The organism is Microcella sp. (genome assembly GCF_046296455.1).
Lineage (GTDB): Bacteria > Actinomycetota > Actinomycetes > Actinomycetales > Microbacteriaceae > Microcella.
This window is the reverse complement of sequence record NZ_JBKBLF010000040.1, coordinates 1-12,436: the sequence shown is the minus strand read 5'-3', so window position 1 is coordinate 12,436 and position 12,436 is coordinate 1. Positions and strand designations below refer to the sequence as shown.

Sequence of the window (12,436 nt, the reverse complement as noted above, 5' to 3'; positions counted from 1 at the left end):
GTTCGGGCGGCACCGTCGCGCGCGTCGCCGTCGCGGGCGGGTCGAGCCGGGCGACCGCCAGTCGCGGCCGCGCGGAAGCCGCGGTCGTTGCTGTACCGGTCGTCGCGGGCCGGACGCGCGGCACGGTCGTCACGGGCCGGACGGCCGGCGCGGTCGTCACGCTGGGGGCGGGCGTCGCGGTCGAAGGAGCGCGCGGGACGCGCGTCGCGGTCGAACGAGCGCGGGTCCCGGTCGTCGCGCGCGGGGCGAGCCCCTCGGTCGTCGCGGGCCGGGCGACCGGCACGATCGTCACGCTGCGGCCGCGCATCGCGGTCGAAGGAGCGGGCAGGGCGCGCATCGCGATCGAACGACTTCGGGGCGCGATCGTCGCGCGCCGGGCGGGCAGCCCGGTCGTCGCGCGCCGGGCGATCGTCGCGCTCGGGGCGCGCGCGCTCGGGCGCGTGGCCGCGGTCGACGCGCTCGTCGCGGCTCCAGCGGGCCTTCTTCTCGGGCGCGGCGGCCTCGTCGGGGCGGTAGCCGCGGTGCTTCGGGCTGCGGGATCCGGGCGCGGCGGCGCGGGGCGCGGCCGATCGGGGGGCAGCGGAACGGGAATTCTGGGGCGCGCGCGCAGCGCCGCCCTTGTTGTTCTGAGGCATGGTTCTTTCTGGGGTAACGCAAGGTGCTTCGTCGGCGCGCACGCCGCGATCCCAGGCATTCGTAGGCTGGGGGCCGTCACAACTCGAGGTGATTTCCGCACCGCCGATCGGCGGGGGAATACCGGCCCGGAGACGCACACGTTCACGGGGCAACCCCCGCTTCGTCTCTAGCCGACCCTTCAGGGTACCCGACTCCCGCGCCGACGGGCATATTCTGGGCGCATCGTGACCACCGTGACCGTCGAAGACCCTCGCCAGCCCGAGATCGAGGCGATGCTGCGGGCCGGCGACGCCTACGCCCTGAGCCTCTACCCGGCCGACAGTTGCTACATGCTCGACCTCGACGAGCTGACCGCCGAGGGGGTGACGGTGTTCGTCGCACGCGACGGCGCGGGTACGGCGACCGGCATGGCGGCGCTCGTCGATCGGGGCGACGGCACGGGTGAGCTCAAGCGGCTGTTCGTGGCCGAGAGCGGGCGCGGCCAGGGCGTTGCGACGGCGGTGATGGATGCTCTCGAGGCGGCCGCGCGCGCGCAGAGCATCCACACCCTGCAGTTAGAGACTGGCCCGAAGCAGCTGGCCGCGATCGCGCTTTACGAGCGGCGCGGGTACCACCACATCGAGAACTTCGGCCCCTATGTGGGCGACGAGTTCAGCGTGTGCATGCAGAAGGCGCTCGCCTAACGCGGCTCAGGCCACGGCCCAGTCGAGCGCGGCGGTGACCGCGTCGAGGTCGAGCGAGAACGGTGCGGCGCTCGGCCCCATGTCGCGGGGCGCGTCGTCGGAGCGGCCGATGACGGCGCCGTAGCGCAGGTCGCCCGCCGCGGCGAGCGAGCAGTAATAGCCGTAGAGGTGCGCGTCGCTGAACAGCTCGACCACGGCAGTGCCGGGCGCGCAGTGCACGAGCCCGGTGAGGGCCGACCCGCTGACGCCCACCACGACGGCCGCGGCGGCGAAGTCGGCCGCCTGATCGTCGCTCTGCATGGGGTCGTACAGCTCGAATCCGCGGGCGAGGGCGAGCTGCTCGATCGCCGCTTGCTCGACCGGCTCGCGCTCATAGCCGCGCCGCACGACGAGCAACCGGCGGCTACCCCGGGACGGGGTCGCCGAGGCTCGCGCGGAACAGCCGGGGAACCATCGGCAGGTACTGCCGCCGCAGGCCCGGCAAGGTCGGCGCGAGCACCCGGTCGGCGCGCACCTGCTCGCCGCGCGCGAGGCGCACGAGTCGGTCGTCGTCGAGTCCGAGGCGGCGCAGCACGCGGTCGCCCTCGGCCGAACGGTGGTCGGGAACCACGATCGTGTCGATCTGGTCAAAATCGATGCCGGCCGCGCGCACCACGGCGAGCCGACCGAGCGCGTCGGGGACGAAATGGCCGTAGTGCTCGCCCCACGTGCTCATGAGCACGAGCGCCGTGCCCCGCCGTCGGCGTGCGCGCCGGTCGGGCAGCGGCGGCGCCTCGGGGTCGGTGATGAGGTCGGCGCGCGAACCGAACCAGGTGAGCTCGTGCAGGCCTCGGCCCGCCGCGTCGAGCACCCAGCCGCCCGAGCCGACGATGGTGCCGGCAGACACCTCGAGCACGCCGCGTTCGGGCATGCGGGTCTCGAAGAACTGCTCGACGGGCACGGCCCGCTCGCCGAACTGCTGCGGAGCCGGCAGGGGATACGGCTCAGCCGCTGTCGCGCGATGCCAGTCGGCACCGTCTGCCCTCGCCTCGTCGATCGTGCGCAGGCGCGCCCGCCAATCGTCGGCAGTGCGTCGGAACAGGCCCATACGGCGAGACCCTACACGGGGCCGAGCGCGTCGGCCGCCGCCCCCTCGCTCATGAGCACCTCGGCGACGACGAGCAGCCCGAGCACGAGGGCCGCGCTGCCGAGCACAGTGGTCACCGAGAGGGGAACGATGAGCAGCGCGGGCAGCGCACCGAGGGCGAGCAGCGTGAAGCGCACCATGACGCGCTCGGCGCGCATCCATTCGCCGAGTCGACCGAGCGAGACACCCGCCGTCGCCCGCGCCGCGCGCGCCGCGGTGAGCCCGCGGCCGACGATCTGCCGTGTGGCCGTGGCGGAGGGCGAGGCGCCGAGCCACCAGCCGACGAGGGCGGCGATCACGGCGAGCGCGAGCAGCCCGCCGATGATCGACGTGGCGTAGCCGAGCACGGCGTCGTAGACGGCCCCGACGAGCGTCGACGAGGTGGGCTCGACGAGCGCGGTCAGCACGGTGCGCCCCACCGCGAACCCGATCGCGAGCAGACCCGTGACCACGGCGGCGAGCACACCGAGCGTGCGCAGCATGAGCGGCCGGCGCGGGCTGAGCACCAGGGCGCCGACGAGCAGGCCGGCGCAGATCCAGGGCAGCCAGGTTCCGATCGAGATGCCCAGCTGGTAGACGACGCGCGCGAGGGCGAGGTTGGGCACCTCGGCGATGACGATCGCGCGGTCGACCTCGGGAATGGCGGCCGCGAACGGCACGCCCTGCGCAACGAGTGCCGCGCGCACCTCGGCGACGATCGGCCCGAGGGGCAGGCTCAGCGTGCCGTCGCGATCGAGGGCCAGCAGCGAGTCGGGGTCGCCGGCAAGCAACCGGATGCTCTGCGCGTGCAGCACCTCGACCGAGCCTGCCCACGCCGAGGCGAAGGCCGGCGAGCGCACGACCTCGCCGACGACGTCGTCGACGAGCGCGCGGATGCCCGCGGCGATCGGCTCGCTCACGAGCCCGAGAGCGTCTTGCGCGCGCGGCCCGAGGTCGAGCGCCTCACCGAGCCCGCTCAGCAACTCGGCCGTGACGGTCGAGATGTCGAGCTGGTCGTCGACGAGCGCCGTGACCTCGACGATGATGCGGTCTTGCACCGCGGGGTTCTCGGCGAGCGGTGCGAGCGCGGCGACGAAACGCTCGGTCTGGGCGAGCTGCACCGTCGCCCAGTGGGCCATGATCGCGGCGGGAAGCAGCAGCAGGGCGAGCGTCGCCAGGGCGCCCGCCGCGAACCGCCGCCCGCGCATCAGCGGGCCGCGGCCTTCAGGCGGTCGATCTCGTCGCGGATGCGGCGGATGTGGTCGGGGGATGCGGTGCCCGCGCTCGCCACCCCGTCGAGCTCGGCCGCCAGGGCGTCGAGCTCTGCGTGCGAGGCGCCAGCATCCCGTGCCGACGCCGGCACGTGGATGGTACCCGTCGCCGTCGGCAGACCCTCCTTCGCCCGGTCGGCCGTGACTTCTTCGCGCGCTTGATCCATGGCGGTGATGACGATGCCGATGAGGATGTTGAGCACCGTGAAGACGATGAAGAACATGTAGCTCAAGAAGTAGAGCAGGGCCCACGGCGTGACCTCGAGCCCGCCGAGGAACGAGTCGGGAAAGTTCTCGAGCGTGAGCATGACGGTGAGCGTCACCATGGCGGTGCCGATGTCGCCCCAGCGGTCGGGCACGGCCTCACCGAAGAGGTAGACGCCCGCCATGGCGTAGATGAACATGAGGAACCCGATGAGCACGCCGAGGCTCGCGAGCGGCGCAACCGACTTGATCATCGAGAGCATGAGGATGCGCGCTTCGGGCAGGAAGCGGAAGATGCGCAGGATGCGCAGCAGGCGCACGAGCCGGAAGATGACCGTGCCGCCGTCGAGGAACGGGATGAGCACGACGATGAGGAAGTCGAAGACGTTCCACGGGTTGCGGAAGAACATCCACGGCTTCGTGCCGTACGAGACGATGCGCAGCACGACCTCGATCGTGTAGAACACGAGGGCCGCGCGGTCGATGGCGGTGGCCACGGCGGCGACGCCGGGCGCGACGTCGTCGTAGGTCAGGATGGCGAGCGCGGTCGCGTTGGCGATGATGACCGCGATGACGACGATCTCGAAGACGTTGCCGTACATGAGGCGCGCGAGCCACTGGATGCGGTACGGCGCAAGCTGCACGGTTGCGGTCGTGAAGACTCCCGGAGAGACCATCGTGGCGGCGGAATCAGTGGGGGCAGGAGCGGTCATGGCGAATCGCTTTCGGTCGGGGTGTGCTCACGCTAGCAACACCCCGACCGCCCGCGGTACGCGCGACCGCCGGCGCTCAGTCAGAGGCCGCGGAGGCCGCTGCCGCCTTCTTCGCCCGACGGTCTTCGCGGCGCTCTTTCGCGCCCTCGACGACGTAGTACAGGGCCGGCAGCACGACGAGCGTGAGCAGGGTCGACGAGATGAGTCCGCCAATGACGATGACGGCGAGCGGCTGCGAGATGAACCCGCCGCTGCCGGTCAGGCCAAGGCCCAGCGGCAGGAGGGCGAAGATCGTCGCGGCGGCCGTCATGAGGATCGGCCGCAGTCGCCGCGACGAGCCCTCGATGATCGCCTCGCGGGCGCGCATGCCGCGCTCGCGGTACTGGTTGACGAGGTCGATGAGCACGATCGCGTTCGTCACGACGATACCGATGAGCATGAGCACGCCGATGAGCGAGGGCACACCGAGCGGGATGCCCGAGATGACCTGCAGGCCGATCGCACCCGTCGCCGCGAACGGCACCGAGATGAGCAGCAGCAGCGGCTGACGCAGGCTCTTGAAGGTCGCGACCATGACGACGTAGACGATGAGGATCGCCGCGAGCAGCGCGAGCCCGAGCTGGCTGAACGCGTCGCCCTGCTGCGCGGTGACGCCGCCGAGGCTCGCCGAGGCGCTGTCGGGAAGCTCGATCTCGTCGACCGCGGCCTGCACGAGCGCCGAGGCCGTGCCGGTGTCGTCGGTGGCGGGCGTGATGGTGACGGTCGCGCTGCGCGTGCCGCGGATGGTCGTGATGCTCGCGGGCCCCTCTTGCTCGTCGACCGTCGCGAGCTCAGAGAGCGGCTGCGGGCCGATGGCGGTCGGGATGCTGAAATCACGCAACTCTTCGGCCGTCGTGGGCGCATCGGGGTTGGGCAGGAAGATCGACAGGTTCTTCTCGTCGAGCACGACCGACCCGACCGAGGCGGGGAACATCGCCGCGGTCACGATGCCGCCCACGGCAACCTCGCTCAGACCGAGCTCGGCGGCGCGCTCGCGGTCGACGCGGATCGCCAGGTAGGGCTGCGTCTCGGCGAGGTTGCTCGTGGCTTCGGCGGTCACGTCGAGCTCGCGCACGGCGTCGAGCACGTCTTGCGCCGCTTCTTCGAGGTCGGCGCGGTTCGCGGCCGTGATGTCGACCTCGATGTCGCTCGAGCCGAAGCCGCCGCCACCGCCCGAGGCCTGCACGCTGATCTCGCCGGCGTCGCTGATGTCGGCCAGCGCATCCCGAACCGTCGCCTGGAGGGCGTCTTGGTCGGCGTCGGCGTCGGTCGTGATCGAGAAGGTGATGTCGCTGCCGCCGCCGAAGATCGCGGCGAGCGAGCCCTGGCCCGAACCGATCGAGGCCTGCACGGTCTCGATGCCCTCGATGTCGAGCAGGGTCGACTCGACCGTCGTGGCGGCCTCGTCGAGCGCTTCGAGGCTCGCGCCGTTCTCGAGCGTCTGCGTGACCGTGAGGGTGTTCTGGCCCGAGTTGCCGATGAAGGTCGTCTTGAGGCCCGTGGCGAGGAACCCGGTGCCGACGAGGATGACGATCGACATGAGCAGCGTGATGGCCGGGAACTTCAGCGTCCAGCGGATGACCGGCAGGTAGCCGCGCTGCAGCAGCGTCGGGCGCGCCGACTCTTCGTCGATCGAGAGCGGAGCGGCCTCGACGGCCTCGTCGGGCGCGGCGTGCGCGCCGACCTTTTTCGCCTTGGGGGCGCGCAAGAACCAGTAGGCGAGCACGGGCACGATCGTGAGCGAGACGAAGAGCGAAGCGGCGAGCGCAATCGTCGTCGTGAGGGCGAAGGGCCGGAACAGCTCGCCCGTGACATCGCCCACGAGGGCGAGCGGCAGGAACACGGCGATCGTCGTGACGGTCGAGGCGGTGATCGCCGTGGCGACCTCCTTGACGCCCGTGAGGATCGCGGTCTTCTTGTCTTCCCCGAGGCCGAGGTGGCGCTTGATGTTCTCGACGACGACGATCGAGTCGTCGACGACGCGGCCGATCGAGATCGTGAGCGCGCCGAGGGTGATGATGTTGAGCGAGTATCCCGACACCTGCATGCCGATGAAGGTCAGCAGCACCGAGGTGGGGATCGAGATGGCCGTGACGAGCGTCGAGCGGATCGACAGCAGGAACACGAGGATCACGATGACGGCGAAGACGAGGCCGAGCACGCCTTCGACGGCGAGCGACTCGATCGACTTCTCGATGAACGGCGCCTGGTCGAACACGATCGTGAACTCGGTGTTCGAACCGATCGCCTCGGCGATCGCCGGCAGGGCCTCTTGCACCGCGCGCGAGACGTCGACGGTGTTGCCCGCGGGGGTCTTGGTGACGCCGATCGTCAGGGCCCCTTCGCCGTTGACGCGGCTGTAGTTGGTGACGGGGTCGTCGACGATCGCGACCTCGGCGACATCGGCGATGGTTGTGAGCTCGGCGCTCTCGGCACCGATGAGCGGCAGTGCGGCGAGCTCGTCGAGCGACGCGATGCGCACGCCCGAGAGCACGACGAGCGTGCGGTCGTCTTCGGTGATCGAGCCGGCGGGCAGCAGCACGCCGTAGGCCTCGAGCGCGTCGGTGATGTCGGTGTTCGAGAGGCCCAGGCTGCGCAGCTCGTCGGCGTCGGGCGTGATCGTGACGCGCTGGCCGAGGGCGCCCTGCACCGAGACCTCGCGCACGCCGACGAGGTCGGTGAGGTCGGGCACGGCCTGGTTCTCGAGCGCGGCGTCGAGGTCGGCGGCGCTGAGGTCGCTCGTGACGGCGATCTGCAGCACGGGCAGGTCGTCGATCGAGCCGACGATCACCTGCGGCTCGACATCGGCGGGCAGGTCGAGGCGGTTGACGGCGAGCTGTACGCGCTGCTCGGCACGCACGATGTCGGCGCCGAAGTCGAACGAGGCCGAGACGACCGAGAAGCCCGTGCTTGAGGTCGCGTTCGAGGCGTCGAGCCCGCTGACGCCCTGAATGGCGGTCTCGATCGGGGTCGAGACGTCTTGCTCGACGATCTCAGGCGCCGCGCCGGGGTACTGCGTGACGATGACGATCTGCGAGGCCGAGATCGTCGGAATGAGCTCTTGCTTGAGGGTCGTGAGCGCCAGGCCGCCGAACAGGCCCACGACGATCGTGACCAGAGCGATGAGCGCGCGGTTGCGCAGGCTGAACACCGAAAGAAGGTGCACGGTTACTCCGGTCGTACGGCGGGCAGAAGAGCCCGAGGTGGCTGTGTGGGGGCAGGTCGATGCGCGACGGTGCGCGGGTCAGCATCCCAGCGCACGCTGAGTATTCACACAGCGAACGATAGATGTGCACCCCGAATCAGACCGATCGGTCAGGATGCCCGCTCACGCTACACGACCGCCGCGAGCAGCTCCTCTGAGGCCGCGATCGGCTCACGCGTGCCCACACCGTGCCACGCGCGCTGCAGCAGGTCGAGGGCCGGGATCGTGACCTCGGCCGGGTGGCAGAACGGCAGGCGCACGAAGCGCTCGAAGGCGCCGTCGAGGCCGAAGCGCGGGCCGGCGCCCACGAGCAGTCCTTCGGCGCGCGCGGCGAGCGCGAGCTGCGAGCTGACCGGCGCCCCGAGGTTCACCCACAGGCTCAGGCCGCCGTCGACCCGTGGCACCGACCAGGTGGGAAAGCGCTGCTGCAGCTCGGTGAGCATGAGCGAGTGGCCGGCGCGCAGCTGCTCGCGGCGGGCATCCAGCACCCGGTCGTAGCTCTCGAGCAGGCGTAGCAGCACGAGCTGCTCGAGCACGGGCGAGCCGAGGTCGCCGGCGAGGCGCGCGAGCGAGAGGCGCGTGATGAGGTCGCGCTCGGCGCGGATCCAGCCGAGGCGCACGCCGCCCCAGATGCTCTTGCCGACCGAGCCGACCGTGACGACGCTCGCGCCGCGCTCGGCCGCGCCCACGGCGAAGGGCGCGGGCTGCTCGGCGCGGTCGAAGCCGAGCTCGCTCATGGTCTCGTCGACGAGCAGCAGGGTGCCGTGCGCGGCGGCGAGCTCGTGCAGCCGGGCGCGCTGCTCGGGAGGCATCGTGCGGCCCGTGGGGTTGTGGAAGTCGGGCATGAGGTACGCGAGCGCGGGCGCCGTGCGGGGCACGACCTGCTCAAGCACTTCGTCGTTCCAGCCCTCGTCGGTCGTGACGGGCACGGTGACGAGGCGCGCGCCGGCGAGCTGCAGGGCTTCGACGGCGTGCGGGTAGCTCGGTGCCTCGACGAGGGCGCGGTCGCCGCGCGAGAGCACGGTACGGGCGATGAGCGCGATGGCGTGCTGGGCGCCGAGCGTGATCATGATCTCGTCGGCCTCGGTCGGCAGGCCGCGCGCGGTGTAGCGGTCGGCGATCGCCTGGCGCAGCACGCGCAGGCCCACGGGGTCGAATCCGCTCTCGTGCAGGTGCGCGGGCAGCAGCTCGGCCGCTTCGCGCGCGGCCTCGGCGACGATGGGGATGGCGGGCAGGGTGGCCTTCGAGAGGTCGAGCATGCCGGGGCCCGCGGTCTCGCCGAGCGCGGGCACGCCCTCGGCGAAGCCGCGCGGCAGCCGGGCGACGGTGCCCGAGCCGCGCACGCTCTGCGCGTAGCCGAGCTCGCGCAACCGCGCGTAGGCGCTCGCGACGGTGGTGCGGCTGAGCGACTCGTGCTCGGCGAGCAGGCGCTCGGCGGGCAGCCGTGTGCCGAGCGTGATGCGGCCGTCGAGAATGAGCAGCCGGATGCGATCGGCGAGCGCCTCGTAGATGGGCGTCGTGCCGCTCGGGCGCCAGGCGCCCAGTTGGGAGGCCAATGCGCGGGCAGACAGGGTCGTCATGCGGCCACTGTACCCGAATTGGCATCTTGTGGGCAGTCCAATCAGGCGAGCAGGATGGGCCCATGACCGCAACCGGCACCGCACCGCGCCGCATCCTCGTCCGCCGCTGGGGGCAGCTGCTCCTCGGGCTCTTCTTCTACGGGATCGCCGTCGCGCTGCTCATCCGGGCCGATGTCGGCCTCGACCCGTGGACGGTCTTCGCCCAGGGCCTCGAGGTGCAGACGGGCTGGTCGATCGGCCTCATCGTCGTGCTCATCGGGGCGGCCGTACTGCTGCTCTGGATCCCTATCCGCCAGAAGCCGGGCATCGGCACCGTGCTCAACGTGCTGCTCATCGGGCCCGTGCTCGACCTCGCGATGCTCGTGATCGAGACCCCCGAGGGACTGTGGGCGCAGTGGCTCATGTTCGCCGGCGGCCTCGCCCTGCTCGCCGTGGCGACGGGCCTCTACATCGGGGCGCGCTTCGGCCCCGGCCCGCGCGACGGCCTCATGACGGGCGCGCACGCGCGCTTCGGCTGGAAGATCTGGAAGGTGCGCACGGGCGTCGAGGTGACGGTGCTCGCCATCGGCTGGCTGCTCGGCGGCACGGTCGGCTTCGGCACGGTCGCCTTCGCCCTGCTCATCGGCCCCATGGTGGGCGTCACGCTGCCGCGACTGCGGGTTCCCGAGCCGACTCGACCGATGGAGGTGACCGCATGATCTCGCTCACGATCGCGCTCGGCGGCCTCGCCCTGTGGGCGGTACTCGCCACGATCGAGGTGGTGGCGAGAGACGGGTACGGGCCCGTACCCGTCCGCTCGCACCACGGGTTCTACGCGAGCTCGCTCGCCGCGTAGACCCGCATCGCGTCGCGCACGTACTCGGCGCCTTCGGCGCCGCCGTAGTGCTTCGCGAAGCGCGGGTCGGCGACGTACATGTCGCCGAGCCCGAGGTACGCCTCCGCGCTCGGCGTCGCGTCGCCCCAGCCCGCGCGCACCCAGGCGTAGTGCCGGGCGATGATGCCCTGCACCGCCGGGGCTGCGACGGGCGTGCCGGATGCGCGGGCATCCCGAAGCCCCGCCTCGATCGCGGCGGCCTCGGCCCGGAACGCGGCCTGGCCCTCGGCGCCGAGCCCGCGCCACCAGCGGTCGCTATTGGCGTAGGCCTCGGCGCCCCAGCGCTGCTCGACCTCGTCCTTGTAGACGGAGTGGTCGAAGCCGTCGAGCATCTCGTCTGCCATCAGTTGTTCACCTCCTTCGAGTTTGAGAATCGTCGTGGTCACGCTCGCGATCTGGCGGTCGACCCGATCGCGCTCCTGCTCGAGCCAGCGCAAGTGCGCCTCGAGCGCCGCGGTGTCGTCGGTCTGCCCGGCGAGCACCTCGGCGATCGCGGGCAGCCCGAGCCCGAGTTCGCGGAGCAGCAGGATTCGCTGCAGCCGCGTGAGCGCCGCCTCGTCGTAGTACCGGTAGCCGTTGGCGCCGATGCTCGTCGGAGGAAGCAGCCCGAGGTCGTCGTAGTGCCGCAGGGTGCGGCTCGTGGTGCCCGACAACCGGGCGATCTGCTGGATGGACCACTGCATGCGGTTCACGGTAGAGGTTGACGCAGCGTCAAGGTCAAGCGGCATGGGCGGTTCGGCGCTTGCGCTCGGGCAAGACGCGATATATCGTGACGACTCGAGAACGCGATATATCGCGACATGGATGCCCGGCGCAGGTTCGCGTCCGGCACGAGCGAGGAGCACCGCATGGCCCAGCAGACTTGGATCGTCACCGAACCGACCGTCATCGATCTGGAGCTCGTGCGCGGGCTCAAGGTCGGACTGATCGGCGGGCAGATCGACATCGTCGCCCACGACGAGCCCGGCGCGCGCGTCGAGGTGCACGCCGTGGCGGGCCGCGACCTGAAGGTGGCGCTCGAGGGCGACACGCTCGTGGTCGACCACCCGCAGCTGAAGTGGGAGACGCTCTTCGACAACTTTCGGCTGTTCAGCGGCAAGGCGCGGGCCGAGGTGAGCATTCTGGTGCCGCGCAGCATCGCGCTCAACTTCAATGTCGTGTCGGCGGAGGGGCTCATCAGCGGCCTGCACAGCAGCGCCTCGATCAACACGGTCAACGGCGACATCGTGCTCGACCGCATGGTGGGCGATCTGTCGATTCACGCGGTGAGCGCCGAGGTCTCGGTGCGGGCGCACGAGGGTGAGCTGAGCATCCAGACGGTCGGCGGCGATGTGACGGCGTCGGGGTCGATTCCGCGCTTCACGTGCGACGGGGTCTCGGCCGACGTCATCGTCGACCTGCACGGGGCTCCGGACCGGGTGCGCAACAGCACGGTGTCGGGCGACCTGACGGTGCGGCTCGACGCCGGCACGCCGGCGCAGTACTCGATCACGACGCTCACGGGGCGCCTGCAGCTCGACGACGCGCAGATCACCGGGGTCAAGGGCAAGTACACGGGGCGCTACGGGCAACTCGCCGGCTCGTTCACCGAGGTGCGCGCCGACTCGGTGTCGGGCGACGTGGCGATCGTGCACACCGATCGGGCCGGTGCTGCCCAGGCTGGTGCGGCTGACTCTGCTGCTGCCGACGCGTCGACCTCCGAGGCGTCGGCGTGAGCCCCGCGGTCTTCGGCCACGGGCACTTGCGGCTGTACCTGCTGTTCGTGCTCGATGAGCGTGCGATGCACGGCTACGAGATCATCCAGGCCTTGAGCGATCGCTTCGGGGGCACGTATGTGCCCTCGGCGGGCACGATCTATCCGCGGCTGGCGAAGCTCGAGGCCGAGGGGCTGGTGACGAAGCAATCGGATGGCCGCAAGACGGTCTACGCGATCACCGAGGCGGGGCGTGCCGAGCTGAACGACCGGCGCGACGAGCTCGAGGGCATCGAGAACGGCATCGGCGATTCGGTGCGGCGCCTGGCCGATGAGGTGCGGTCGTCGGTGAGCGAGGCGATGTCGACACTGCGGGCCGAGCTCGCGGCGGCGGCGCGCGAGGCGCGCGATGACGCCCGGTTCGCGGCGGCGG

The 12,436-nt window shown here is 71.2% G+C and carries 12 protein-coding genes and 1 pseudogene; 5 read left to right on the top strand and 8 right to left on the bottom strand.

Going from position 1 to position 12,436, the window contains the following annotated elements:
* A pseudogene (locus ACK4HH_RS12955) lies at nt 1-635 on the bottom strand (ATP-dependent helicase); the annotation flags it as partial.
* 225 nt (nt 636-860) lie between these two features.
* Here ACK4HH_RS12955 and ACK4HH_RS12950 point away from each other — a divergent pair.
* Nucleotides 861-1,319, top strand: coding sequence for a GNAT family N-acetyltransferase (locus ACK4HH_RS12950; protein WP_409652706.1), 459 nt, complete (start codon nt 861-863; stop codon nt 1,317-1,319).
* A gap of 6 nt (nt 1,320-1,325) precedes the next feature.
* Here ACK4HH_RS12950 and ACK4HH_RS12945 read toward each other — a convergent pair whose 3' ends face one another.
* The 6 genes from ACK4HH_RS12945 to ACK4HH_RS12920 form a co-directional block, all read right to left on the bottom strand.
* Nucleotides 1,326-1,706, bottom strand: a complete 381-nt coding sequence (locus ACK4HH_RS12945; protein WP_409652703.1) for a glycosyltransferase 61 family protein — start codon at nt 1,704-1,706, stop codon at nt 1,326-1,328.
* Between the two features lie 16 nt (nt 1,707-1,722).
* Nucleotides 1,723-2,406: a hypothetical protein gene (locus tag ACK4HH_RS12940; protein WP_409652700.1), complete on the bottom strand. Its 684-nt coding sequence runs from the start codon at nt 2,404-2,406 to the stop codon at nt 1,723-1,725.
* An 11-nt stretch (nt 2,407-2,417) separates the two neighbouring features.
* Nucleotides 2,418-3,632 carry a hypothetical protein gene (locus ACK4HH_RS12935; RefSeq protein ID WP_409652697.1) on the bottom strand — a complete coding sequence of 405 codons (1,215 nt, stop codon included), beginning with the start codon at nt 3,630-3,632 and terminating at the stop codon, nt 2,418-2,420.
* Nucleotides 3,632-4,612, bottom strand: a complete 981-nt coding sequence (locus tag ACK4HH_RS12930) for an ion transporter (protein WP_409652694.1) — start codon at nt 4,610-4,612, stop codon at nt 3,632-3,634. Before ACK4HH_RS12930 ends, ACK4HH_RS12935 begins: the two co-directional genes overlap by 1 nt.
* 76 nt (nt 4,613-4,688) lie before the next feature.
* Nucleotides 4,689-7,817 (bottom strand): efflux RND transporter permease subunit, encoded by a 3,129-nt coding sequence (locus ACK4HH_RS12925; protein WP_409652691.1) that lies wholly within the window; start codon nt 7,815-7,817, stop codon nt 4,689-4,691.
* Between the two features lie 167 nt (nt 7,818-7,984).
* Nucleotides 7,985-9,436, bottom strand: a complete 1,452-nt coding sequence (locus ACK4HH_RS12920; protein WP_409652688.1) for a PLP-dependent aminotransferase family protein — start codon at nt 9,434-9,436, stop codon at nt 7,985-7,987.
* 62 nt (nt 9,437-9,498) lie between these two features.
* On the opposite strand from ACK4HH_RS12920, the gene ACK4HH_RS12915 reads away from it, so the two are divergent.
* Nucleotides 9,499-10,134 (top strand): YczE/YyaS/YitT family protein, encoded by a 636-nt coding sequence (locus tag ACK4HH_RS12915; protein ID WP_409652685.1) that lies wholly within the window; start codon nt 9,499-9,501, stop codon nt 10,132-10,134.
* Nucleotides 10,131-10,271 carry a hypothetical protein gene (locus ACK4HH_RS12910; RefSeq protein ID WP_409652682.1) on the top strand — a complete coding sequence of 47 codons (141 nt, stop codon included), beginning with the start codon at nt 10,131-10,133 and terminating at the stop codon, nt 10,269-10,271. Before ACK4HH_RS12915 ends, ACK4HH_RS12910 begins: the two co-directional genes overlap by 4 nt.
* Here ACK4HH_RS12910 and ACK4HH_RS12905 read toward each other — a convergent pair.
* Nucleotides 10,247-10,993, bottom strand: a complete 747-nt coding sequence (locus tag ACK4HH_RS12905; RefSeq protein WP_409652679.1) for a MerR family transcriptional regulator — start codon at nt 10,991-10,993, stop codon at nt 10,247-10,249. The genes ACK4HH_RS12910 and ACK4HH_RS12905 overlap by 25 nt on opposite strands.
* Nucleotides 10,994-11,158: 165 nt before the next feature.
* On the opposite strand from ACK4HH_RS12905, the gene ACK4HH_RS12900 reads away from it, so the two are divergent.
* Both ACK4HH_RS12900 and ACK4HH_RS12895 read left to right on the top strand, forming a co-directional pair.
* Nucleotides 11,159-12,025: a DUF4097 family beta strand repeat-containing protein gene (locus tag ACK4HH_RS12900; RefSeq protein ID WP_409652676.1), complete on the top strand. Its 867-nt coding sequence runs from the start codon at nt 11,159-11,161 to the stop codon at nt 12,023-12,025.
* A partial coding sequence (locus ACK4HH_RS12895; protein ID WP_409652674.1) for a PadR family transcriptional regulator occupies nt 12,022-12,436 on the top strand: 415 nt, incomplete at its 3' end. The genes ACK4HH_RS12900 and ACK4HH_RS12895, both read left to right, overlap by 4 nt.